This is a genomic window from Novosphingobium sp. 11B (assembly GCF_054589055.1).
Map to the genome: position 1 here is coordinate 82,651 of NZ_BAAILP010000044.1, position 22,616 is coordinate 105,266.

At 58.9% G+C, this 22,616-nt stretch carries 22 protein-coding genes; 5 read left to right on the plus strand and 17 right to left on the minus strand.

The features are described 5' to 3' along the window. Positions 1-1,670, plus strand: a 1,670-nt coding sequence (locus tag ACYPYD_RS03905; RefSeq protein WP_459662151.1) for a tannase/feruloyl esterase family alpha/beta hydrolase, incomplete at its 5' end; no start/stop codon positions are given. 421 nt (positions 1,671-2,091) lie between these two features. On the opposite strand, the gene ACYPYD_RS03910 is transcribed toward ACYPYD_RS03905, so the two are convergent. The 10 genes from ACYPYD_RS03910 to ACYPYD_RS03955 all read right to left on the minus strand — a co-directional run bounded on the left by ACYPYD_RS03910 (position 2,092) and on the right by ACYPYD_RS03955 (position 9,197). Further along, positions 2,092-3,138, minus strand: a complete 1,047-nt coding sequence (locus tag ACYPYD_RS03910; RefSeq protein WP_459662152.1) for an aldo/keto reductase — start codon at positions 3,136-3,138, stop codon at positions 2,092-2,094. A 13-nt stretch (positions 3,139-3,151) separates the two neighbouring features. Next, positions 3,152-3,397: a tautomerase family protein gene (locus ACYPYD_RS03915; protein WP_459662153.1), complete on the minus strand. Its 246-nt coding sequence runs from the start codon at positions 3,395-3,397 to the stop codon at positions 3,152-3,154. A gap of 64 nt (positions 3,398-3,461) precedes the next feature. After that, positions 3,462-3,875 carry a (R)-mandelonitrile lyase gene (locus ACYPYD_RS03920; RefSeq protein WP_459662154.1) on the minus strand — a complete coding sequence of 138 codons (414 nt, stop codon included), beginning with the start codon at positions 3,873-3,875 and terminating at the stop codon, positions 3,462-3,464. A 19-nt stretch (positions 3,876-3,894) separates the two neighbouring features. Beyond that, positions 3,895-4,335: a lipocalin-like domain-containing protein gene (locus ACYPYD_RS03925; protein WP_459662155.1), complete on the minus strand. Its 441-nt coding sequence runs from the start codon at positions 4,333-4,335 to the stop codon at positions 3,895-3,897. A gap of 24 nt (positions 4,336-4,359) precedes the next feature. After that, entirely contained in the window at positions 4,360-5,355 is a 996-nt protein-coding gene (locus ACYPYD_RS03930; RefSeq protein ID WP_459662156.1) for an aldo/keto reductase, read from the minus strand. Positions 5,356-5,596: 241 nt separating this feature from the next. Beyond that, positions 5,597-6,160: a flavodoxin family protein gene (locus tag ACYPYD_RS03935; protein ID WP_459662157.1), complete on the minus strand. Its 564-nt coding sequence runs from the start codon at positions 6,158-6,160 to the stop codon at positions 5,597-5,599. Positions 6,161-6,180: 20 nt separating this feature from the next. Next, a complete protein-coding gene (locus ACYPYD_RS03940; protein WP_459662158.1) occupies positions 6,181-6,894 on the minus strand; it encodes a carboxymuconolactone decarboxylase family protein in 714 nt (237 codons plus the stop codon). Positions 6,895-6,921: 27 nt separating this feature from the next. Beyond that, positions 6,922-7,704, minus strand: coding sequence for a glucose 1-dehydrogenase (locus ACYPYD_RS03945; protein WP_459662159.1), 783 nt, complete (start codon positions 7,702-7,704; stop codon positions 6,922-6,924). Positions 7,705-7,795: 91 nt separating this feature from the next. Continuing rightward, positions 7,796-8,698, minus strand: a complete 903-nt coding sequence (locus ACYPYD_RS03950) for a LysR family transcriptional regulator (protein WP_459662160.1) — start codon at positions 8,696-8,698, stop codon at positions 7,796-7,798. A 10-nt stretch (positions 8,699-8,708) separates the two neighbouring features. Next, the gene (locus ACYPYD_RS03955; RefSeq protein ID WP_459662161.1) at positions 8,709-9,197 is read right to left on the minus strand and encodes a (R)-mandelonitrile lyase; all 489 of its coding nucleotides are present in this window, start codon (positions 9,195-9,197) and stop codon (positions 8,709-8,711) included. A 130-nt stretch (positions 9,198-9,327) separates the two neighbouring features. On the opposite strand from ACYPYD_RS03955, the gene ACYPYD_RS03960 reads away from it, so the two are divergent. From ACYPYD_RS03960 to ACYPYD_RS03970, 3 genes are read left to right on the plus strand one after another with little or no spacing between them, the layout of a single operon-like run. Continuing rightward, entirely contained in the window at positions 9,328-10,164 is an 837-nt protein-coding gene (locus tag ACYPYD_RS03960; RefSeq protein ID WP_459662162.1) for a carboxymuconolactone decarboxylase family protein, read from the plus strand. A 38-nt stretch (positions 10,165-10,202) separates the two neighbouring features. Next, positions 10,203-10,424: a hypothetical protein gene (locus tag ACYPYD_RS03965; protein WP_459662163.1), complete on the plus strand. Its 222-nt coding sequence runs from the start codon at positions 10,203-10,205 to the stop codon at positions 10,422-10,424. A 55-nt stretch (positions 10,425-10,479) separates the two neighbouring features. After that, positions 10,480-11,649: an arabinose transporter gene (locus ACYPYD_RS03970; RefSeq protein WP_459662164.1), complete on the plus strand. Its 1,170-nt coding sequence runs from the start codon at positions 10,480-10,482 to the stop codon at positions 11,647-11,649. Positions 11,650-12,445: 796 nt separating this feature from the next. On the opposite strand, the gene paoC is transcribed toward ACYPYD_RS03970, so the two are convergent. After that, positions 12,446-14,656, minus strand: coding sequence for an aldehyde oxidoreductase molybdenum-binding subunit PaoC (gene paoC, locus ACYPYD_RS03975; RefSeq protein WP_459662166.1), 2,211 nt, complete (start codon positions 14,654-14,656; stop codon positions 12,446-12,448). Positions 14,657-14,760: 104 nt separating this feature from the next. After that, positions 14,761-15,747: an aldo/keto reductase gene (locus ACYPYD_RS03980; RefSeq protein ID WP_459662167.1), complete on the minus strand. Its 987-nt coding sequence runs from the start codon at positions 15,745-15,747 to the stop codon at positions 14,761-14,763. 775 nt (positions 15,748-16,522) lie between these two features. Between ACYPYD_RS03980 and ACYPYD_RS03985 the strand changes: the two genes are divergently transcribed. Then, complete coding sequence (locus tag ACYPYD_RS03985) at positions 16,523-16,705, plus strand: hypothetical protein (RefSeq protein ID WP_459662168.1); 183 nt, start codon at positions 16,523-16,525, stop codon at positions 16,703-16,705. A gap of 193 nt (positions 16,706-16,898) precedes the next feature. Here ACYPYD_RS03985 and ACYPYD_RS03990 read toward each other — a convergent pair whose 3' ends face one another. From ACYPYD_RS03990 to ACYPYD_RS04010, 5 genes are all read right to left on the minus strand, one after another. Continuing rightward, the gene (locus ACYPYD_RS03990) at positions 16,899-18,407 is read right to left on the minus strand and encodes an OprO/OprP family phosphate-selective porin (RefSeq protein ID WP_459662169.1); all 1,509 of its coding nucleotides are present in this window, start codon (positions 18,405-18,407) and stop codon (positions 16,899-16,901) included. A 16-nt stretch (positions 18,408-18,423) separates the two neighbouring features. Further along, positions 18,424-19,728, minus strand: coding sequence for an MFS transporter (locus ACYPYD_RS03995; RefSeq protein ID WP_459662170.1), 1,305 nt, complete (start codon positions 19,726-19,728; stop codon positions 18,424-18,426). A gap of 37 nt (positions 19,729-19,765) precedes the next feature. Next, entirely contained in the window at positions 19,766-20,752 is a 987-nt protein-coding gene (locus tag ACYPYD_RS04000) for a hydroxyacid dehydrogenase (RefSeq protein ID WP_459662171.1), read from the minus strand. 2 nt (positions 20,753-20,754) lie between these two features. After that, the gene (locus tag ACYPYD_RS04005) at positions 20,755-21,432 is read right to left on the minus strand and encodes an RraA family protein (protein ID WP_459662172.1); all 678 of its coding nucleotides are present in this window, start codon (positions 21,430-21,432) and stop codon (positions 20,755-20,757) included. Positions 21,433-21,672: 240 nt separating this feature from the next. Continuing rightward, on the minus strand, positions 21,673-22,416 hold the full coding sequence (locus ACYPYD_RS04010; RefSeq protein ID WP_459662173.1) for an IclR family transcriptional regulator: 744 nt from the start codon (positions 22,414-22,416) through the stop codon (positions 21,673-21,675). Between the last annotated feature and the right edge of the window lie 200 nt (positions 22,417-22,616).

Consider the following 22,616-nt stretch of genomic DNA (forward strand, 5'->3'; position numbering starts at 1 on the left):
CCGTGCATGACAAGTTTGTAACCCTTCTGAGCGCCTGCGGCCTTTCCGCCATGATCGCGGCGTCAGCGCTCGCCTCCACCGATCATACCGGCCAGGCCATGGCTGCGAAGCCGGGATCGGAGAAAGGTTCCAGCCGTTGCGAAGCGCTGGCGGGCCGCTCCCTTGCCGGGGCGCAGATCCTGTCGGCGCAGCCGGTTGCGGCAGGCACGACACTTGCGTCGCAGTACGGTGGAAGTGCGACCGTCACGACGCCGATGTGCCGGGTCAAGGGACAATTGCGGCCGACTTCGGATTCCGACATCCGCTTCGAAGTCTGGCTGCCGACATCGGCAAACTGGAATCATCTCTATCAGGCAATCGGCGGTGGCGGTAACTCCGGCAACTTCTCAATGAATGCAATCCGCCGCGCACTGGACACCGGTTATGCCGTCTCCGGGCAGGACAACGGTCACGCCGGCCAGTCCGACGACGCGACTTATGCCATCGGCCACCCCGAGAAAGTGAGGGATTTCGGTTGGCGCTCGCTTCACCTAGTCGCCGTGGCCTCCAAGGCGGTGATTGCGGCCTACTACGGATCAGCCCAGGAAATCTCTCTGTTCAATGGATGTTCAACGGGTGGGCGCCAGGCGCTTGCGATCGCGCAGCGCTTCCCGGAGGACTATGATGGAATTTCGGCTGGTGCTCCTGCAAACTACTGGCCGGAGCTTAATGCATTTGGCGCGAAATTCGGGCGCTTCCTTATGGACAACCCGGGTTCATGGGTGTCACCGGAAAAGCTGTCCATGGTCCAGTCAGCGGTGTTGAAGACGTGCGGAGGCGTCAACGGGGTTATCGACAATGTTCAGGCATGCCATTTCGATGTGGCGACCCTCGCATGCTCTGGAGCCGACTCCAAGGAATGCTTGACGCGATTGGAAATTGCAGGACTCAAGGCCCGGTTTGCCGATTTGATCGATGATGAGGGCAATCTGCTCTATCCCGGGTACAGCCCTGGGCTGGAGACGTCGCTTGGCCGGATGTCGTTCGGAGCAACACGCGAGACGCGCTGGTATTCCTCCGGCGCCGCCCGGATGCCGGAAGGCTTCTTTCGCGATTACGTGCATGCGGACCCGGATTGGACAATCAGCCAGTTTGAGTGGAAGCGCGATTTACAGGCAGCGCGCGAAGGAGTGATCGGTCAAGCCGTGGCGGCTGAAAGTCCCGACCTGTCAAAGTTCATGAAGCGCGGCGGCAAGCTGATACAATGGCATGGCTGGCAGGATATGGCCATTCCTGCGCGAAACTCCGTGCGCTATCGTGAGGCCGTTCTGAAGACGATGGGAGCGGAGAAAGCAAATGGGTTCTATCGCCTTTTCATGGCACCGGGAGTCGATCATTGCGCTGGTGGTCCCGGTCCCGACTCGATAGGCGCGAATGGGACCACTGTGCCTGGTGCCGATGCCGATCATGATGTCATGGCGGCACTGGTGCGCTGGATCAGGCAGAACAAGGCCCCCGACCAGATCATCGCCACCAAGTTCGGAACCGACGGCGCAGTCGTTGCCCAGCGGCCATGGTGCGCATATCCGCAGGTCGCGCGCTGGGACGGCAAGGGTGACTGGAGGCGAGCTTCCAGCTATCAATGCACCGGTTCGTCAACGGGCACAGCAGTGCCGCGTCGGGCAAGTTAATTCCGGAATTCCAAGTGGTCGGAAGCTCGATCAATCCAGACGTATCGCCAGGATGCGGCGGCATGAACATTTCGGTGCCGCATTATGGTCGCAGCGCGCATATGCGCACAAACAGGCAGTAAGAAAATGACCACCTTGACAGGATCTGACACTAATTAGCAGAATGGTGGTGAGAGGTTTGTTTGGCGCGGACCTCGCCGTGAAGACAATTCCTCAGCAGCGGAGGGATCGATACTGAGGGATAGGCGGGTGCACCGCTGCAAGCCAGGATTGAAAAGGAAGCATAATTGCACACCTTCGAAGTCATGCTCGGCCAGCAGCCGAAACCCGTCACGGGAAAACATTTGGTAGGCGTCTGCCCCACAAGATCGCTTCCAGCTGACGACAATCGCTCAGGCATGCCCCAGTGAATGGCATTCATTCACCCGCGATTTGACGCGCCAAATCCCACATCTGACAGCTTGGACGGTTCGTTGCTGAGCGGCGGGACGATACCGTTGACTGGATGGGGCAAATAGGGCGCTTCGAGCGCCGAAATCTCCTGATCCGTCAATCTCACGCCAAGTGCATCGATGGCATCGACCAGATGATGCAATTTTGTCGCGCCAACGATTGGCGCACTGATCGAAGGCTTGCTCAGCAACCAGGCCAGTGCGACGTGCGTACGCGGGATACTGCGTGCTTCAGCGATGCGACGCAGTTCGGACACAACCGCGCGGTCGTGCTGCTCGGTATCGGCATACATCTGCTGCGCGAAGGCGTCCTTGTTGGAACGGTTACTCTCCCCATCCTGCCAGTCGCGGGTCAACCGCCCGCGGGCCAGCGGGCTCCATGGGATAACACCCACACCCATGTCCAGGCATTGCGGCAACATCTCGCGCTCTTCCTCGCGGTACAGCAGGTTATACTGCGGTTGCATCGAGATAAAACGCGTCCAGCCATGGCGATCGGCCGTGTATTGCATCTTCGCGAAGCGCCAAGCCTCCATAGACGAGGCCCCGATGTAACGCGCCTTGCCCGCCTTCACGATGTCGTGGAGCGCCTCCATCGTTTCCTCGACAGGCGTCCCGTGATCGAAGCGGTGGATTTGATAGAGATCGACATAGTCCATTCCAAGCCGAATGAGGCTGTCGTCAATCGCCTGCATCAATGCCTTGCGCGATAGGAAACCGACGTTGGGCGCGTTGCGCACCGGAAAGAACGCCTTGGTGGCGACGACGATCTCGTCGCGTCGCGCCATGTCCCTGAGCGCTCGGCCAGTGATCTCCTCTGAACTGCCGCCGGAATAGATGTCAGCCGTGTCGAAGAAATTGATTCCTGCCTCGAGTGCCTGCCGAAAGAAGGGGCGGCTCGCTTCCTCGTCGAGCGACCAGGCCTGCGGGCCTCGCTTCGGCTCGCCAAAGCTCATACAGCCAAGACACAGTCGTGAGATTTTGAGGCCGGACCGACCGAGATTGACATAGTCCATAGGAAATTCCTTATTATTCGCCCGTTTCCGCGAGCGACCCGTAGCCGGGTCGTTTGTAGAGGGTGTCCTTCTTCCCGGCGATTTCCGGCTCATAGACCTCCCCAATCCAGGTGTCGGGTGCATAATGCTCGATTGCAACCGAGACTTCGTCGGGGCTGTGGCCAAATACATCGACAACGACTTGCGTAATACGATCGGCGAGGTTCTGTCGGTCGGCTTCGCTGCGTTCCGTTGCGATCTTCACGATGGCGTGCGGCATCGTTCTCTTCCTTCTGATCGTGACCGGGATGAGCGTCCAGGTCGAACACTCGGCCTGTACGTGGTCAATCCTTGATGAGCGGGCCGCCCTCATATTGTTCGTCGGTCACCGGTTCGAGCCAGATGACATTCTCGCCGTCGAGCGCCTCCTGGATAGCGATATGTGTCATCGCCGTGGTGGAGGAGGCTCCGTGCCAATGCTTGTGGCCGGGCGGGCACCAAATTACGTCGCCGGCGCGGATCTCGACGCGATCCTCTCCCTCACACTGAGTCCAGCCACAACCGGCAGTCACGATGAGCGTCTGGCCCAGCGGGTGGGTATGCCAGTTGCTGCGCGCGCCGGGCTCGAACGTGACGGCCGCGCACGAGACCCGCGATGGCTCAGGCGGGGCGTTGAGTGGATCGAGACGGACCGTGCCTGTGAAATACTCCTGCGGTGGACGCTGGGACGGTTGTGAGCCGGCGCGCTTCAGTTGCATGTTTTTCAAATCCTTTGGATCAATATCGCTGCCAGGTAACCGCCCAATGCTCGTCCGGGCGGGTCGAGCGAATGACGAGACGATCTCCTGTAAGCTGGTAGGATCTCGGCAGGTCGGAACCAACCAGTTTGCGGGCGTTGGCGCCCTCGACATGGTGAGTGACACGGCGCGCCCTAGTATCTACGGTGTAGCTTCCGAACGAGCCCTCATAGCCGGCACTGGTGTATTCGTTCGATGCGCTGGCATCGGGATACATCACTTGGACCGACATCCGGCCGGTCGGAGCGTAGATCAGACTGCCCTTGAGATCGGTGTGGTGGATTACATTTCCGTCTGGGCCGGGTTCATCGATCTTGATCAAATGATAGGTGCCGACCAGCGGGTTGGGGGGCGGGGCGTCCGCTCTCACTATGGCCGGTGCGACAGTGGCGATCACTGCCAGAAACATAGGAATCTTCATGATCGGTTCCTTTGTGCTGCCGGTTCAACGCCCCACCAGTTTCTGATGAACTTCTGGATAGCGCGCGCCGACGATGCGGATCTCGGCCGAGGCCCGCTCCAGCGCTGTCATATCGTCAGGCGTGAGTGTCACGGCGGCGCCGCCGAGATTTTCCTCCAGACGCGACAGTTTGGTTGTACCCGGGATAGGCACAATCCAGGGGCGCTTGGCGAGCAGCCATGCGAGCGCGATCTGCGCGGGCGTCACCTCATGCTGCGCGGCGAAACCCTCGATGAGATCAACAAGGGCTTGATTGGTCTTGCGGTTTTCCGCCTCGAAGCGCGGCACGGTGCTACGGAAATCGTCGATGGCGAATTGCGTGCTGGCGTCAATCTTGCCGGTAAGAAATCCCTTGCCGAGGGGGCTGAACGGCACAAAACCGATACCCAACTCCTCCAGTACCGGTAGAATTTCGTCCTCCGGTTCGCGCCACCACAACGAATATTCGCTCTGCAATGCCGCGACCGGCTGCACCGCATGCGCGCGTCGAATCGTTTCGGCACTCGCTTCCGACATGCCGAAATGCTTGACCTTGCCCGCCGCGATCAAGTCCTTCACAGCGCCGGCCACATCTTCGACCGGCACTTCGGGGTCAACACGGTGCTGGTAATAGAGATCGAGCGCCTCCAGCCGCAGCCTGCTCAGCGATTGCTCGACCACAGTACGGATATGCTCTGGTCGGCTATTAAGCGCGCTCCAGCGATTGGTATCACCGGGCCTCGGCGCCCAGCCGAATTTGGTGGCGATTACTACCTCGCCCTTGAACGGCGCCAGCGCCTCACCAAGCAGTTCCTCATTGGAAAGCGGACCGTAAGCCTCGGCAGTATCGAAAAAGGTCACACCTCGTTCAACAGCACCGCGCAAAACCGCGATCATTTCGGTCTTGTCCTTTGGCGGGCCATAGGACCAGCTCATGCCCATGCAGCCAAGCCCGAGCGCCGAAACTTCGAGGCCGGAATGTCCAAGTACTCGCTTTTTCATGTCGTTCTCCTTTTTGCGTCAGTTGCGCGTGGCGACGACTTTTTGGCCCCCCCCGGCACGGCGCGTCGTTGGATTTGTAGAGGCAAGATGAGCATGCCGATCGCCTTGAAGTTGCTACAGCCGATCAGTTCTTGGCGAAACGGCACCGCCCGTTAAAGATAGTCACCGGTTGAAGCATGGCAAACAGAATGATCGGGGGCGTCGCGAACGAGCCGGCATTGATCCTCTCTCGCCTGATCCTTCATGTGGCTCCGCGTACGAACCGGGCAGTCAACTGGGCGACGCGACGACCGAGATATTCTGCGGTCTTGAGATCGCCCTCCGGGGGCGTAACGTCCGCTGGAGCATCGTCGGACCGTGTCATGACACCCAGCCAGCTGCCAAGGCGATTAAGCTGGTTGTCGTCGCCGCTGGCCGGCAGCATGTCGAGATTGACCCAGGTCATGCCATTCTGCGCAGCAAACAGCGCTATGGAAATCAGCGTTCCCAGCTTATCGCCGCTCAGTGCACCGGAGTTGGTGAAGCCGGCTGCAATCTTGTCTCGCCAAGCCAGCTTGGTCCAGACCGGACCCGTGGTGCTTTCGAAAAAGCGCTTCATCCGCCATCCGAGCGCACCATTATAAGTGGGCGAACCGAAGATGATCGCGTCGCTCGCGGTTAGAGCGTCAAGATCGGCCGTCCCGTCGTCGCCGATCTTGACGAGGGTGACATCGGTACCGGCGATTGATCGGGCACCGGCTGCGACAGCCTCCGCGACTTTGGCAGTGTGGCCGTAATTGCTTTCATAGACTATAGCGATTTTCATGAAGTGATCCTGTCAGATGTTTACTGCTCGCGGGCGGCGAAGACGTCCTTGAATACGGGAAGCGCGGTCATCGCGTTGGGCCAGCCGGCGTAGAAGGCGAGTTGGGTGACGACTTCGGCGGCCTGTTCGCGTGTGAGGCCATTGTCCATCGCCCGGTTCAAATGGAAGGTGATCTGCATGGCCTGTCCGGCCGCGACGAGCGCCGCGACCGTGATGAGGCTGCGATCGCGCGGGGCAAGGTCGGGGCGTAGCCACAGGTCGAGGAACAAGTAGTCCGTCGTGTAATCGACGAGGCCCGGTGCCACCTCGGCAAAATTGTCGGCGACCGTCTGTCTGCGTTTGGCCTCTGCCGCTTCGTTGAGCGGGAGCTGCGTATCGGGTGTCACGGCTGGCAATTGCTCGGCGCCAATGCCGCGTGCGGTGAATACCGCGCCGACCGGTCCGGAGGCCGCCATCGCTTTGCCCCAGCCTGCATAGTAAGCGAGGTGAAGAACAATTTCGGACAGCTCGGCAGGCGTGACTCCGCTGTCGAGTGCCTTGGCGGTATAGTGCTCGAGCGAGGCCGCCTGCCCGCTGGCGAGCAGCGCGGCGACGGCGACAAGCGAGCGGTCTCGCGCATCCAGGCCACCGCGTTGCCAGACGTTGCCGAGCAGACGCTCTTCAGAATGCGCGGCGAATGCGGGCGAGACGATCCGCGCGCGTTCGAGTGAAGGGGGTGCTTTGCTCTCAGCCATGATTTCTTTTCCTGTTATTAACTATGCTCAGTGCGCAGTGAACCCGCCGTCGATCGGCAGGCCGACGCCGATTATGAAGCTGGCAGCTGGACTGCAGAGCCACAGCACTGCAGCGGCGATCTCATCGGCGCTGCCGAGACGGCCGATCGACTGCTCCTTCATGATCAATTCCATCGCCTCGGCCTGCCCTTTCAGCATGTCCTGGACCATCGGCGTATCGATTGTACCAGGGCAGATCGCGTTGATGCGGATGCCGCGCGACGCGTATTCGACGCCCGCGCTCTTCGTCAAGCCGAGTACTGCATGCTTGCTGCCATGATAGGCGGCGCGCTGCGGCAAACCGACCAGACCGCCTAGCGAGCTGTTATTGACGATTGCACCCGAACCCTGTTCGCGCATGATCCGAAGCTCGTGCTTCATCGATGCCCAGACGCCGCGCTGGTTGACTGCGACCACGCGCTCGAAATTTTCATAGGGCTCGTCGGCGGCATCCGATGGCGGCACCTGGATGCCTGCATTGTTGAATGCCATGTCGAGGCGGCCATATTCGGAAACCGTGTGGTCGATGGCGGCAGCAACTTGCGCTTCGTCAGCCACATCACAGGCGAGGCCGAGGGCCGTGCCCCCTTCTTCAACGATCCGCCCCGCTTCCGAGGTGGCGAGAGCGCCGTCCAGATCGGCCAGAACCACTGCAGCGCCGCTTTGCGCAAAGGCGCGGGCAGTCGCCAGCCCCATCCCCATTGCCGCTCCGGTCACGAAGGCGACCTGGCCGCTGAAATCATATCTCGGGTTTGTCACGTCGATCTCCAATCGCTGTTCCAACGCGCGAGGTAAGGCGTTGACGCCGGATCATAGAGAGCGGTTTGCTTTGACGGAGTATCAAATGCCGTTCATCAATCAGTCAAAGACCGAGCGGGCGAATCTCACGAATGAGATTGATCAGTGCCTTCAATCCAGCCGGCACCTGTCGTCGACTGGGATAGTAGATATGGTAGTCCCCGCCGATGGTCGCCCAGTCGGCGAGAACCTGGCGTAAAAGCCCGGCTTCCAGCATCGGCTTCATGGATGCATGTGTGCCATAAGTCAGTCCGGCTCCGGAAATAGCCATGGCCATCATCGTCGCACTGTCGTCGGCGACCAACTTGCTCGGGACGGAGATACCGAATTCGCCATCTTCGCGCATGAACTCCCAGCGGTAGATCTGGTCGTTTCCAAGCTTCACACCGATACAGCGATGATGCTGAAGGTCGTCGGGATGCATCGGCGTTCCGTGCCGCTCCAGATAGTCCGGCGAGCCGGCGACTATCCATCTCAAATCTGCAGACAGGCGTTGCGCCACCATATCTTCGGGCACGGTCCCACCATGACGGATACCTGCATCGAAGCCTTCGCCTACTATGTCAATGATCCGGTTGCTGGCGACAATCTCGATCTCCAGATCGGGATAGCGCTCCGCCAACGGGCCCATCACCGGGCCGAGAAGGTTGCGCGCGGCGTCCGCGACTACGTTAAGACGGATCCGCCCGCTTGGTGCTTCTCTGAAGCGGTTGAGATCATCGACCGCTTGACCGATCTCCTCGAATGGCCGGGTGAGCGCGTCGCGCAGTTGGTCGCCGGCCGCAGTAAGGGTCACCGACCTGTTCGTGCGGTTTACCAGGCGAACACCGAGCCTCTGCTCCAGTCCTTTGAGCCCGTGACTGATTGCAGATGCCGTGACACCCAGTTCCAGCCCCGCGCGCCGAAAGCTGCAATGCTGCGCGATCGCAAGAAAATAGGTAAAGTCGGCAAGGTCAGCGCGGTTCACCAACACGGCGTCAACGGGCTCCCACACCGGCGTGATACTGGGCGTCGCTGACAGGTTCGGCCCAGACCACGTTTTTGCCATCCAGCATCTCTGATACTGCAAGATGGGTCATGGTCGTAGTTTCGGTCGCGCCGTGCCAATGGCGCATGCCGGCGGGGACATGGACTACATCGCCTTTGCAGATTTTCTCGACAGCCCCTCCTTCGCGCTGTGTCAGTCCGCACCCATGGGTCACATAGAGCGATTGCCCGGCAGGATGTGTATGCCAGTTGCTTCGGGCGCCCGGAGAAAAGGTGACCAGTCCCAGGACTGCACGGCCTGGCGCCGTTGGCGTCACCAGAGGTTCCACCGTGACCTTGCCAATGAAATTGCGCGTGGGACCCGGCAGAGTCTCTCGCTTGCCGGCATGCGATACCGATGGCGGTACGCGGGGGGCAGGCTGGGCGTTGGCAGCGGCTGAGAGCGTGATAAGCAAGAGGCAAGGATACAGGCTGCGCATGGGAGCACCTCGATAGTCTGGGTCGGTAACGACCTAATCACCGATACCTCAAGAGAGATCACTCGATCTCTTCATCGCGTCATCAAAAAACGTTCACCGCAGGAATGCTGTATCAACGCGTTCTATGTCAATGCTTCGAAATCAAATCGCCGCGCCATTTGCGCTCGCCGCCCTCCTGCTCGCCGCCGGTCCGCAGACGGCGCTGGCGCAGGACGCTTCTTCAATTGGGATTACTCAGCCAAATGTCGATCATCGGCGAATGTCGCCGGATCAGGTTCGCGAGGTTGCGCCAGCGCTCGAGCAGTATACCCAACAGAACCTCTACGGTCAGGTCTGGAAACGCCCGGGTCTTTCGTCGCGCGATCGCAGCATGGTGTCGATGGCGGCGCTTATCACGCGCGGTGAGGCGCCAGCACTGGGATATTACGCCAACCAGGCGATCGAGAACGGTGTCAAGCCGAGCGAGATTTCGGAAGAGATCACGCATTTGGCCTTTTATGCCGGCTGGGGCAGGGCCTTTGCAGCGATCGGCCCTGTGCGAGAGGTATTCGCCGCAAGAAATGTGAAGACCTCCGATCTGCCGCCAGCAGTCGGTCCGTTGCAGCCGCTCGACGCAGCAAAGGACGCCTCGCGTGCCAATGGCGTCAGCCAGTTCAAGGGTGTGTCGGCCGGCGTCGTTGAATACACGGACGATCTGGTGTTCAGGAAGTTGTGGCAGCGGCCCTATCTTTCGCAGCGCGACCGCAGCCTCATCACTATCGCGGCGCTGATCGCCGACGGCAAGGGTGACCAACTCGTCTATCATCTCAATCGCGGTATGGATCAGGGGTTGACCGAGGCCGAGGTAGGCGAGGTGCTGACACAGCTCGCTTTCTACGCCGGCTGGCCGTCAGTCTTCACAGCATTGCCTGTGGTCAAGAAGGTGTTCGCCCAGCGCTCGCCCACCACCAGCGAAGCACCGCGATGAATGTCCTGCCACGACGCCAACCTGGCGGGTCGTTATCGATGCTGGAGCTTGGCGTACTGACGAACGGCGGCTGCCCCGCAGCCAGTTCGCCCGATGCGCTGCGTATTGTTTTCGTGAAGGCGCTGAATGATTCGCCGAGTAGCAGCATCATCGAGACAGGTGAGACCGGGTTCAACGACACCGTCCGCTCGTCGCTGCCCGCCCGAGACCATGTGGGCAGAGGTGCGCGTCATGTGGATTACGCGATCGACACAGCCTGACATGGGAGGCGATCAGATACCTTCGGTCGGTGGTCTCGCACCGGTGGTCCCGGTAATGGCGGTGGTTTTCCTGTTTTTCACAGCCGTCGGTTTGGCGCTGCCGGTCCTCCCACTTCATGTTCATGACACTCTCGGCTTTGGTCCGTTTGTGGTCGGGCTGGTGGCGGGCGGGCAGTTCGTCGCCGCGCTCGTCTCGCGTTTCTGGGCAGGCCGCCTTGCCGATACAAGGGGGCCCAAGCAGGCGGTTTCGCTGGGACTGATCGCCGCAGTCGCCTCGGGAGTCTGCTATTTGGGCTCGCTCGCGCTCCTTCCTGCCCCGCTCTGGTCAGTCACCGTCCTGATTGTGGGGCGGACTTTGCTCGGCGGTGCGGAAAGCCTGGTCATTACGGGCGGCATGCTGTGGGCTCTCGGGTTGGCCCCGGCCGATCGATCCGCGCAGGTGATCGCCTGGGTCGGCATGGCAATGTTCGCCGCCTTGGCCGCAGGGGCGCCATTGGGGAGCCTGCTCTATGGCGTCGCCGGGTTCATCGCCGTAGCGACGACGACGCTCATTCTGCCGCTCGTGTCTCTGGTGGTTGCCTTGCAGGTTCGCCCGTACATCCCGTCTGCCGCGCCTACGGGGCGGTGGCAGGATGTGTTACGCGCTGTCCTGTGGCCGGGCATCGGCTTCTCGCTGAGCGGCATCACATTCGGTGCAGTCACCGCGTTCCTGACTTTGTACTTCGCGACGCAGGGTTGGCCGCATGGTGCGCTTGCCTTTACCGCTTTCGCCATCGCCCTGATCGGCGCGCGTCTCGTCGGCGGGCATTTGCCCGACCGGCATGGCGGCGCACAGGTCGCCTCTGTCTGCCTGATTGCACAGGCGCTCGGGCTCGCGATCGTCGGGCTCGCCGGATCCGCCGTCGTCGCGATTGTAGGGGTGGTTATCGCCGGAGCCGGTTTCTCGCTTGTCTTCCCGAGCCTGGGCCTGGAGGCGGTGCGCCGCACACCGCCTGAGCAGCGTGGATTGGCAATAGGCACATATAATGCATTCCTCGACCTGACGCTTGGCATCGGCAGTCCGCTACTTGGTTGGGTCGGGGGGCATGCCGGTCTTGGCAGCGTTTTCGTCGTAAGCGCGGTGGCGGCATTGTTTGCGCTGCCCATCGCGTTGCTGCTCCGATCTCGTGCAGATCGCATCCATGACGAGTCCGAAGCTGCCGCTATGAATGAGGTATCCGAATGATCTAGGTTCGCGCTATTTCGCGGCCTTCCGTGGCCTTGCCGACTGAACGGTTCAGTGAGTGGGACCGGATCGGAGCGCTCAATCCTGAGCTCCAGTCTGTCAACCGGCGCGCAAAACTGCCCCTATCTGCGCCCGATATTTGCACGCCGCTCCACAGCCAAGGGTGTCTGCGACGACATCCTCGGCCTGCTGTAGAGCCGCTTACGCCTTGGTGCCATCCTCCTCGGCGATAATGCCGATATGTGCCCCAAACATCTGAAACGGGTCCGTGCGATCGGTGGCGGAGACTTCTCAATCCCTTTTGCCGACGATGGCGAACTCTCTATGAAGATGGGCTGATCGGCCGGAGGGATCGGGTCCTCGACGAAGCCGTTCCCGGACAGACGAACGAGCGGCTGCTATCGATATCAGGGAAAGCGATCCGAAATCGAAAAAACGGACTTACCGGTAGTCGGCTAAGCGGGAATACGACAAAGTGATCGAGGCGATCCTCGTCAAGATTATGCCCTGTAAGAGTGCTGTCTCTGGTCGTTACTCGTTGCCCGAAGAGGAGAATGTTCGCGAACGAGTCAATGCCTGAACCGGCACGATGAGATGGTTGATGCCACGATCGACTTCGCGAAGGTCACACCAATCCGAGAATTGCCAAGCACCTGTCCGCCAGGGTGGATAATGTCCATCATTTGGATCTCAAAGATGCCGGGTTCCGAGCAGTGGCTACGGCCATCGACCTCGACCTGCTTCAATAGGATCGCGGCAGATATCGAGCGCCAATCTGCCGCGATTCCGCTGCGCGTCACACGATCGCAGGCATTTTTTCGAGATGCTTGTCCAGCGTCACCGGATAGTCGCGTACGCGAACACCGGTTGCATTATATACCGCGTTGGCGATCGCGGGCGCGACACCGGTCAGGCCAAGTTCGCCCACGCCTTTTGCTTTCACGGGGGACATGGTCGGATCCACTTCCTCGATAAAGAAGGCTTCCAGATGCGGGACATCGGCATGAACCGGCACCTCATAGCCGGCGAGGTCGTGATTGACGAAGAAGCCAAAGCGCTTGTCGACAGTCATTTCCTCCATCAGTGCAGCACCGATGCCCATGGTCATGCCGCCAATGATCTGGCTATGCGCGGTCTTTGGGTTGAGTATGCGCCCGGCCGCGCAAACCGCCAGAAGACGGCGAACGCGGATTTCGCCGGTAAAGATGTCGACGCCGACTTCCGCAAAATGGGCGCCGAAGGTCTGCTGGAGGAAGCGATCCTTGAGATCACCGAACTCCATGAAGTCTTCCGCGACCAAGTCACCGTCTCGCGCCGCGTTCGCCAAAGGCACCATGCGATTGCCGCTGCGTACGTGCCCTTCGACAAAATCGGTGTCTGCAGAGTTGAAGCCAAGTTTCTGGGAAATGGCCTCGCGTAGTTTCATGCAGCCCGCGTAGACGCCGGCGGTGACCGATGGTGCCCCTTGCTGGCCGCCGGAGCCCGGAGTTTCAGGGAAAGACGAATCGCCGAGTCGGGCGATGACCCGGTCGGGAGTGACCCCCATCATCTCGGCGGCAATTTGTTGGACGATGGTGTAGCTGCCGGTGCCGATATCGGTCATGTCGGTTTCGACTGTGATCATGCCATCTGACGATAATCGAATCCGTGCGCCAGCCTTGTTGATTGGTGCACCGCGGATCGCGCAGGCCATGCCCATGCCTACCAGCCAGTCGCCGTCTTTCGTGCGGGCAGGCCTCGATTTGCGTGCGCTCCATCCAAACCGCTCTGCTCCCTCTGTCAAGCAGCGGGCAAGCTGGCGGATTGAGAACGGCCGATCGGGCTTTTCAGGATCGACCTGGGTATCATTAAGGATGCGGAACTGGACGGGATCGATACCAAGCTTCTCGGCCATCTCATCCATGGCAATCTCGAGGGCCATCAGCCCCGGCGCTTCTCCAGGTGCGCGCATTGCATTGCCTTCGGCGAGATCAAGAGTGGCCAGGCGATACCGCGTAAGGCGGTTGGGCGCTGCATAGAGCGTGCGGGTGGAGATCAGGGTCGGCTCGGTGCGCCCGCCCTCCAGATTGCCGGACCAGCTTTCGTGGCCAATCGCGGTCAGACGGCCGTCGTGGCCCGCCGCGAGTTGGACGCGCTGAATGGTTTTGGGGCGATGGATAGTGATGTTGAACATGATCGAGCGCTGCAAGGCGAGCTTGACGGGGCGTTTCGCTATCTTTGCAGCGATTGCCGCAAGTACCAGATCTGCCTGCACCGATCCCTTGCCGCCGAAACCTCCGCCGATAAACGAAGAGATCAAACGGATGTTTTCGCGCGGGATGCCAAGGATCAGTCCCAGGTCACGCGTACCCCAGTTCATTTGCTGGATGGCAGTCCAGCATGTCAGCCGCTCTCCGTCCCAATGGGCAAGTGTCGCATGCGGCTCCATCATCGCATGAGCTTGGTCGGGCACGGAGTAAGTCCGGTCAATCTTGATGGGGGACGAGCCGAACGCTGCCGCAAAATCGCCGACCTGCTTCTCCGAGGGGCCGCCAAACGGCTGCTTTGGCGCTATCGGTGCACTGGCCATCTGCGCTTCCAGATCGAAACTGCCGGGCGTGCGGTCGTACGTGACACGGATCAGCGCGGCGGCGGAGCGGGCCTGCTCGAACGTCTCCGCGATGACCACGGCGACCGGCTGATGATAGAAATCGACCTGTGGAGCGGCGAGCATGCGATGAACGTAGAAGGCTCCGACGCCTAGTGGTCCGGCGTTCTGATAGGTAACCACAGCGAGAACGCCCGGAGCCTGTTCAGCCTCGCGCACGTCGAGCGTTGCAATGCGTCCTTTGGCGATGGCCGAACCAAGAATATAGCCGTAAGCGGCATCATGTACGACATCATGATATTCGTAGGCATACTTGGCCGTGCCTGTTGTCTTGAGACCCGCTTCGTATCTAACGAGAGGTTGTCCCACGACCTTCATGCGATCGATCGGGGTCCGGCCCGCGGGCTTGTCGAACTTCATAGTCTCATCCCTTTCTTTTTAGAGCCAACGCCCTTGATCGACCGCGTCTTGGGTACGCGCGATGCATCGGGCGAGAAGCTCTTCGCAATTTCGTCTTCCGAGACTTACCAGGCATATGCGGCGGGTGCTTCACCGCCAGGACCCGGCCAGATCTCGTCAAGGCGTGCGAGCGCCTCGGGGGGCAGGGTCATCTTCAGGCTCTTGAGCGCGCCATGAAGCTGTTCGATTGTGCGGGGACCCATCAAGGGGGCAGTGACGATCGGATTGGCCTGCAGCCACGCCAGCGCGACATCGGCCGGTTCGGCGCCGAGCTCCGCGCAGAAAGATTCGTACTGCTCAAGCTGCGGCCGAAACTTTTCAATCTTGGCTTTGGCATCCGGGCGTGAGCGCCGGCCTTCATTCTCCGCCTTCAATACGCCGCCGAGCACGCCGCGGTTGAGCGGACTCCACGGTATGATGCCCAAACCATGATGCCTGCAGGCGGGCAGGACCTCAAGTTCAACGGTCCGCTCCATTAGATTGTAAAGGCTCTGTTCGGAGACAAGTCCAAGCGTCCGACGGGCCTGAGCGGCCGCTTGCGCAGTTGCGATATGCCAACCGGCAAAGTTGCTGCTGCCGACATAAAGCACCTTTCCTTGCTGAACGAGCAGATCGAGCGCTTGCCAGATTTCGTCCCAAGGCACGTCGACCGCCACATGGTGCATCTGATAGACATCAATATGATCGGTTTTCAGGCGGCGCAGGCTGTCCTCGCACGCCTGCCGGATGTGATAAGCTGAAAGGCCGCGGTCGTTCGGTCCCAATCCCATCGGTTGATAGACCTTGGTCGCAAGCACGATCTGCTCGCGTCGTCCGCCTTGCGCGAGCCAGTTGCCGATAATTTCCTCGGAGATGCCGTAGCCTTTTTCCATGTCGGGCCGCTGTGGACCGCCATAGACGTCGGCCGTATCGAAGAAGTTGATCCCGGCAGTAAGGGCCTCGTCCATGATTGCGAAACTTGTCGCTTCATCAGTAACATCACCAAAATTCATGGTGCCGAGGCATAACGGACTGACCTTGAGGCCTGTCCGTCCAAGCTTACGATATTGCATGAGTTCTCCTTGGATGCCCCAGAGTAACACTTAGCCGGAGCAATGGATCGATGAACAATTTTCACCGATGCATCAAACAGATGCCGCCCACGCTTTGGAAGCGTCGGTATGCTTTAACCGGACGGTTGCCTGTTTCCCCGAATACGAAATGACCGTAAGCGAAACCCTATTCGACTGCGCAGCAGGATCACAGCGAAAATCAAGATTTGGGCGACGGCGATCTTCAGTCTTTCCCCGGATTGCGAGCGAGTATAACCTATTCAGCCGCTCAGTCTCGTAAATGCGTTCAAGCCGACCGATGCGACGAGAATACACGGATGTGAGCTTGTCTCCTTCAAGACGACGGGCGAGGGCACACCCGCCGATGTACTTAAATCCACGGCCGTAAATGCCTGGTGAAATCGCCGTTCTCGTAAGTGGGTTTCCTGCCGCGACCATTTGCAGGGAGTGTCCGCCATCGGGTGTTCGCCGGCCGCCAATCGACCACTGTCCGACCTGGGCGGACGAAACTCGTAGACAGACGAAAGTCTGCTTGGATTTGACATCTTGCGAAGGCTGCCATCATCACCTTTCGCTTATGTCCGGTCCTGATAGGCCCACCAAGCAAAGACTATCCGAAAATGAGCATTTTGCCTGAGACCGTCGTTACGTGAGGAAGCTAGCACCGACGCTCGATAGCCATATCGCCGTCGCTGCAACTTCCTTCAGCTCGCCGAGGCAACCGGCTACCTCCAAGCGCATGATGTCTTCCATTGTTTGCGGAGGGGGATCCAACATGCTGGCGACCATCGACGAATTGATCGTCACTAAGCAGAAAAAATTTCAACATGTAACAAGCTATGTTGTCAAGTCGGACGTTGACCCCTGTTTGTGCCGGGATTGTGGCGCACTTGCGCTCTTGGCCCATCAAAAAAGCGAGCGAGGTTTTTCGAGGTCGATGCTTACAGACGCCCTGTGAGGCCGAGGCAGATCGGTGAGCGGGTTACGGCCACCGTCAAGCTCGCTTACGTCGGCATCCACTGCCAAGCGTCGTGCGTCCGCGCGCTAGATCGCCGAAGCCAAGATCCATGACAAGCTGCAATGCCTGTTCAATAATTCTTCGATCGATATATTAATTCACGCCCCGCAGCAGCTCATTGTGTCATCGTAATTTAAAAGGCAAATTGCATCCGAGCCATTATCGAATTTCCATCGTCCTTACCAAGGTATAGTCCTGACCGATTGTTTGTTTTCCATAGGACGTAATTGAGCATGAACTTCATCTCGACATTGAGATACCAGTTCAAGCCCAATGTCAGCGCGGTTCCATCTCCGCCCTGCGCGAAGTCATTGTAGTCCAGAGACTCATATCGGGCCGCAAGTTCCAATGCTCCTAATCCACCGTGCCCAATAGGAGACTTGATGTTAGGTCGCCCCCAGATGCCGCTGCGCGATACATATGGCGGCCGCTCACCTGTCAAGTAGATGCCTCCGTTGACTGCCCAAGCTTTCTGGGTATAGCAGCCAACGCCCTCTGTTCGTGAGCACAGGTGCCTGGTTCCGTACTCGCCATACCCATAGGCACTACGCAGGATGAGCCCGATTTCGCCGCCCTGGGCAAAGGATTTGGATGGCGTCGGATAGAGACCCGTAGATACCCTAAGGTTATCGTTGAAGCGTGTTGCAATATATGCGTTGAAGTTTACCGTCTGCACCGAGCTCGAAATGTCCTCTACAAATGCCCAATACCCCAAATGCAAGGTTGCGTTTGGCTCCTTTAAGGGGTTCCAGTGCGCGCGGCCCAAAAAGGTTAAGGAGTCATTGGCCGTTCCTGGATTGTTAATTGCGTCACCCGCGATTTGCCCGGCGAAATGCCAATTTCGACCGAAATATTTGCCGGTTAGTCCAAGTCCGAAGAACCCTTTTTCGGGGCGAATAGCGGTGGCAACGACACTGCGTTCCATGAACGGTGTGTTCTGCGAACTGGTCGAAGCATCCCAACCTCTTTCACTAAGTCGATTGCCCACCGAAATCTCGTATTCATTCCCCCGATCGTGGCCAAGGTAGGTCACGAAGGCACTGAGCAGTTCAGGATCGTTGTCCGCAAAATCGGCCTCGATCTGATACGCAAGTGATGAGGAAATAGTCCCTTCCATGCCAAAGCGAAGCGTGCGGCCTTCGGTTCCGGTGATGTTACGTGAATCGAAACGCGACCCATGGGTAGACGATGCGTCCACGGTCAAACGACCACGCGGCCGAAAAGAGAAGCCACCTTCCTCCACGCTAAGTAACGGCGCCCCATCTCGCCAACTAACGTCTAGGCCGTGGCGCTGCATCGGTTCTTTGGGCGTTTTTGGCGGGTCGGTCACACTCGACGCGCTAGCCAACGCGGCCTTTTCTGCAACCCTTGATTGTCCTACTACCGACGGAGTAACTGGCGCTGCGGACGCAACTCGGGTGTGAATTTCGCCCCCCTCAAGGGCCTGTAGCCTCGCTTCCAAGGCCAATAGGTTCTGCTGCTGCTGCTGCAAAAGTTTCTTTTGACCCTCCACCACCTCGCGGAGTTCGGCAATCTCTGCCTGTTGCGGATCGTTGGGTGCAGAAGCAAAGGAGGGCGAAGAGGCGAGCGCGAGCGCTGACCCGGCAAGCAGCTGGGTGCCGAGACGTAAAGTCGTCTTCATAGTGGAAACCTTAGATTTAGGCTGCCGAAGAGCGCGCGCGATGGCGCGCGGTCAGGACCAGAAGGAGAATCAGACCGATGCCGTTAAGTGCTGCAAGCGGAAGCAGTGCTACCGAATGGCTGCCGCTCGTCTCAAGAAGATAGGCATAGACATTCACGCTGCCACCGCCGCCTATGAGGTTGGATGTGGCGCCGATAAGCGCCAGGCCGGACGCCGCAGTGCGAGGAGACAGCCACTCGTACGACAGTGCCCAGAAAGGACCCTTGGCCGAGTATGCGCCGATCAGAATGGCGCTCAACATGACCATGGTCAGCATAAGGTTGGTCGTCAGGAAGCTGGCCATAATACCGACGCTGATGAGAAGCAGGGGAAGTCCTGAGTGCCACTTGCGCTCTTTTTGGCGGTCTGAGCTATTCCCCCAAAGAACCATGACGACCGACGCCACGCCGAACGGAAGAGCGGTGAGCAAACCCGTTTCGAAGTTGGACAGGCCGCCAAACGACTTGATAAGTTGCGGCTGCCACACACTCAAGGTCGTGCTTGATGCGGACGGGCCAGCGTAGATAATCGCCATAGCCCAAATCATCGGATTCTTAATGAGAGATAGGAAGCCAACGTTCTCGATCAGTGATTTCGCTTGGTTTTCCTCTTCGATGCGACTGGTCAGCCATCCACGCTGCTCATCCGACAGCCACTTCGCATTTGCTGGCCGATCATTCAGAACGAAGAGGCAGCAGACGCCCAATATGGTTGCGGGCACACCTTCGAGGATGAAGACCCAGTGCCAGCCGCGCATGCCTAGCAGGCCGTCCATGGACAGCAGCGCGCCCGAGATCGGGGCACCAATGAAATTGGCAGCAGGAATCGAGACCATGAAGATCGCCACTAGCCGAGCCCGATACGCGCGCGGCAACCAATAACTCAGGTAAAGGAGCACGCCGGGGAAAAATCCCGCTTCTGCAGCGCCAAGTAGGAACCTCATGACGTAGAGCGAATTTTCGCCCGTGACGAATGCGGTTGCTGCCGAAAGCAGACCCCAGGTAATCATGATGCGTGCGATCCAGATGCGCGCACCGAACTTTTCCATCGCCATGTTGCTTGGAACTTCGGCGAGGAAATACGAAACGAAAAAGAGGCTGCTGGCAAAGCCGAACGCGGTTTTCGTAAGCCCCAAATCCTCATTCATTTGAAGTGAGGCCATGCCTATATTGCCGCGATCTACGATCGCGAAGAGGTAGCATAACATCAGGAACGGCACGAGACGCCAGGAAACCTTGCGCATCGTGCTCTTTTCCAACGGCGATATTTCGTCCGAGGTCAAAGTGGCTCTCCCGTATGGGTTAGGTTTGAATGGGCATTTACGCCGGCGTAAATGCTCGCGCATTGGCAAGCTGGCTATGTTCGGGACGCTTGCCTTCGATCATATCGATCGCCTGTTGCATCACGATCGTTCCGACGCGCGCCTTTGCCTCGTGGGTGCTTGCCCCGACGTGAGGCGTTACAACAAGATTCGGTGCCGACCACAGCGGTCCTTCAACGCGGGGAGGTTCTTGTGCTAGCGTATCCAGGCCAGCTCCTGCCAGCTTCCCGCTTTTCAGGGCAGCAGCCAGAGCTATCTCGTCGACAAGTTCCCCGCGCGCCGTATTTATAAGAATAGCACCGTCTCGCATGCGAGCTATCGCCTGATCATCAATCATGTTGCGCGTCGCGTCCGTTAGCGGACAGTGCATGCTTATCACATCACAGGATGCAAGGAGTTCGTCGACTGAGGCGACCCGTTCGACAACGGTTCCGTCGACATCGTCAGGAGCATACGGGTCAAAGACCCGCACCTTCATGTTGAGAGATGATGCCATCGAGGCTAAAATGCGCGCGATCGTGCCGAACCCGACAAGTCCGACCGTTTTTCCGAAAAGTTCGAGGCCAGTCGAGGTCTTGTCCCAGGTGCCTTGGCGAACGCTGCCATCAAGCGCAGGTATGCGCCGGCCAGTCGTGAAAAGAAGTGCCAAGGCTTGCTCGGCCACAGACTGGGCGTTCGCGCCTGCAGTAAACGATACCGGCAAACCAAGTTCACTCGCCGCGGCAACGTCGATAGAGTCGACCCCCACACCGTGTTTCGCGACAAGCCTGAGTTCCGGCAGGCCAGTGGCCATGACTTCACGTGTGATCTTGGCAGAGCGCACGATGAGCACAACCGGGCGGTAAAGGGTGATCTTTTCGAGGAGCGCGCTTTCGTCTGGGTAAGGCGGTATGATCTTCAGATCCACACCGTTCTTGTCCGCCAGTGCCGCGGCATCGGCCGAGAGCCCCGCTCCCACGAACAGCACAGTACGGTTCGCTGTCATCGTTACGCATCCATCTCGCAGTTTGCCGCGATGAGGGCCTTCTCAACCCATGAGCGGTCATTTTGTCCTTGGGCAATCCGCTCCAATTGCGCGGTCTCAGCCAAGTGCTTCTTCACCGCAGCCGCATAGACTGCCTCAGCTTCTGCGACGGGAATGCATACCAGTCCGTCATCATCGCCGATCAGTAGATCTCCGGGTGTAATGACCATGCCGTTTATGGCGATAGGTACGTTGACCTCACCGGGGCCGTCCTTGTAAGGGCCTCGATGCGAGACTCCTGCTGCGAACACGGGGAAGGTCCCTTCGCGGATGGCAGCCAAATCGCGAATAGCGCCAAATATTACAAGTCCGGCCAGACCACGTTGGGCCGCATGTGCCACCATGAGTTCGCCGATGATGGCGTTTGTAAGATCGCCGCCGGCGTCCACTACGACTACATCCCCGGGTTGCGCGCGATCAAGAGCCGCATGAACCATCAAATTGTCGCCTGGACGGGCTTTCACCGTCACGGCTGGTCCAGCCAGGACGCCCCCGGAATGATACGGCCGCAAGTTGGCCCCCCCAGCAGCCATTCGCGACATCGAGTCGCTGATATTGGCGACCGGCAGCGCTTTGAACTTCTCGACGGTAGCCGCATCAACGGATTGAAGGCGTTGCAGGATGCGAAAGCCGATAGGCATAGAGCTCTCCACGAAAACAGAACACACATACCCATTTTGAGAATGCCGAATTTAGGCGATTCAAGACAGGTTATGGAGCTTCTTTGGCCCTGAAATTATAAAAACGCAACACCCGTTCTGTTTTTCGGGTTTTGGGTTAGCGGCTCACCGTGCAGCCTATGCTGCACAAGCTGGCGCTGACTCTTGTGCTCCCCCCGCTCTTTGACAGAGCGGTACGAGAAGCCAACACGTTAGACGAAATCAGGAAATTGGTGTCGCAGGAGATTCCTCAACCGCGCGGAACACGGAACCGAGGTCTGATCCCAAAGCTGCGCTGATCTTGACGCAGGCCGCCATCAAGTCGTCTTCATAGCGCTTGGCGGCTTCCCAGGTGAGTCTCGACATTGGTCCAGTTAGGGACACGGCTCCAACCAGCCGGTCGCCCTGTCCCAGAACTGGCCCAGACATCGATGCAGCGTGCGGGTCCGTTGCACCAGCAGTATAGATTGGCATTGCAGGAAGGCCTGGCTGTTCGTCGGGCCATTTTCTAAATAGCCGCAAAATTTTAGCCGACGAGGCATTGTCCATCGGACGAAAAGATCCTGGAGAGATGTCGAGGCGCAATGTGAGCGGCGAGTTTGCCCGGTAAAGGCAAAGCCTTTGTCCTTGCTGCTCAATGTAGAACGTTGCAGTTTCTTTCGTAACATATGCAAGGTGCGACAAGATCGGTGAAATTATGGCTTCCATGCCCTGTGAGCTGCTATAAATAGCATGAAGTCTGACAATCTCACTTCCTAGAACATACTGATCATTGATCCGGATAAGATAGCCAGCGTCCGTAAATGACGAGATTATTCTAAGGATCGTACTTTTAACGATTCCTGTCCGCCGCGCCATCTCTGCTAGGGAAAGTGCATCGTCACCTTGCTCGAAGCATGAGAGGACATTCAGTGCGCGTGTCACAGAGGCTACACCGTCCAGCGGGCGGTCGATAGAATTTTTCATTCGATCAATTTGCCAAATTGGCCATGTTGTCGCAAGGCTGGGCGGCTAATCGTCGGAGGCCGATACCTGCCGATTGCCTCAGCTCGACTTTGTACGTTTTTGGTCAGGTCCAGGTCCAGAAGATGCTGTTTTCAGCAACGTGGTCGAGTGCTTGATCGAGGGGCAAGACGCATCCGCCCATATCATCGATATTTTCCCAT

Excerpts from the sequence above, each read along its gene's own strand:
- ACYPYD_RS03910 (WP_459662152.1), bottom strand. The coding sequence starts at position 3,138 with ATGGACTATGTCAATCTCGGTCGGTCCGGCCTCAAAATCTCACGACTG.
- ACYPYD_RS03915 (WP_459662153.1), bottom strand. The coding sequence starts at position 3,397 with ATGCCGCACGCCATCGTGAAGATCGCAACGGAACGCAGCGAAGCCGAC.
- ACYPYD_RS03920 (WP_459662154.1), bottom strand. The coding sequence starts at position 3,875 with ATGCAACTGAAGCGCGCCGGCTCACAACCGTCCCAGCGTCCACCGCAG.
- ACYPYD_RS03925 (WP_459662155.1), bottom strand. The coding sequence starts at position 4,335 with ATGAAGATTCCTATGTTTCTGGCAGTGATCGCCACTGTCGCACCGGCC.
- ACYPYD_RS03930 (WP_459662156.1), bottom strand. The coding sequence starts at position 5,355 with ATGAAAAAGCGAGTACTTGGACATTCCGGCCTCGAAGTTTCGGCGCTC.
- ACYPYD_RS03935 (WP_459662157.1), bottom strand. The coding sequence starts at position 6,160 with ATGAAAATCGCTATAGTCTATGAAAGCAATTACGGCCACACTGCCAAA.
- ACYPYD_RS03940 (WP_459662158.1), bottom strand. The coding sequence starts at position 6,894 with ATGGCTGAGAGCAAAGCACCCCCTTCACTCGAACGCGCGCGGATCGTC.
- ACYPYD_RS03955 (WP_459662161.1), bottom strand. The coding sequence starts at position 9,197 with ATGCGCAGCCTGTATCCTTGCCTCTTGCTTATCACGCTCTCAGCCGCT.
- ACYPYD_RS03960 (WP_459662162.1), top strand. The coding sequence starts at position 9,328 with ATGCTTCGAAATCAAATCGCCGCGCCATTTGCGCTCGCCGCCCTCCTG.
- ACYPYD_RS03965 (WP_459662163.1), top strand. The coding sequence starts at position 10,203 with ATGCTGGAGCTTGGCGTACTGACGAACGGCGGCTGCCCCGCAGCCAGT.
- ACYPYD_RS03970 (WP_459662164.1), top strand. The coding sequence starts at position 10,480 with ATGGCGGTGGTTTTCCTGTTTTTCACAGCCGTCGGTTTGGCGCTGCCG.
- paoC (WP_459662166.1), bottom strand. The coding sequence starts at position 14,656 with ATGAAGTTCGACAAGCCCGCGGGCCGGACCCCGATCGATCGCATGAAG.
- ACYPYD_RS03980 (WP_459662167.1), bottom strand. The coding sequence starts at position 15,747 with ATGCAATATCGTAAGCTTGGACGGACAGGCCTCAAGGTCAGTCCGTTA.
- ACYPYD_RS03985 (WP_459662168.1), top strand. The coding sequence starts at position 16,523 with ATGCTGGCGACCATCGACGAATTGATCGTCACTAAGCAGAAAAAATTT.
- ACYPYD_RS03990 (WP_459662169.1), bottom strand. The coding sequence starts at position 18,407 with ATGAAGACGACTTTACGTCTCGGCACCCAGCTGCTTGCCGGGTCAGCG.
- ACYPYD_RS04000 (WP_459662171.1), bottom strand. The coding sequence starts at position 20,752 with ATGACAGCGAACCGTACTGTGCTGTTCGTGGGAGCGGGGCTCTCGGCC.
- ACYPYD_RS04005 (WP_459662172.1), bottom strand. The coding sequence starts at position 21,432 with ATGCCTATCGGCTTTCGCATCCTGCAACGCCTTCAATCCGTTGATGCG.
- ACYPYD_RS04010 (WP_459662173.1), bottom strand. The coding sequence starts at position 22,416 with ATGAAAAATTCTATCGACCGCCCGCTGGACGGTGTAGCCTCTGTGACA.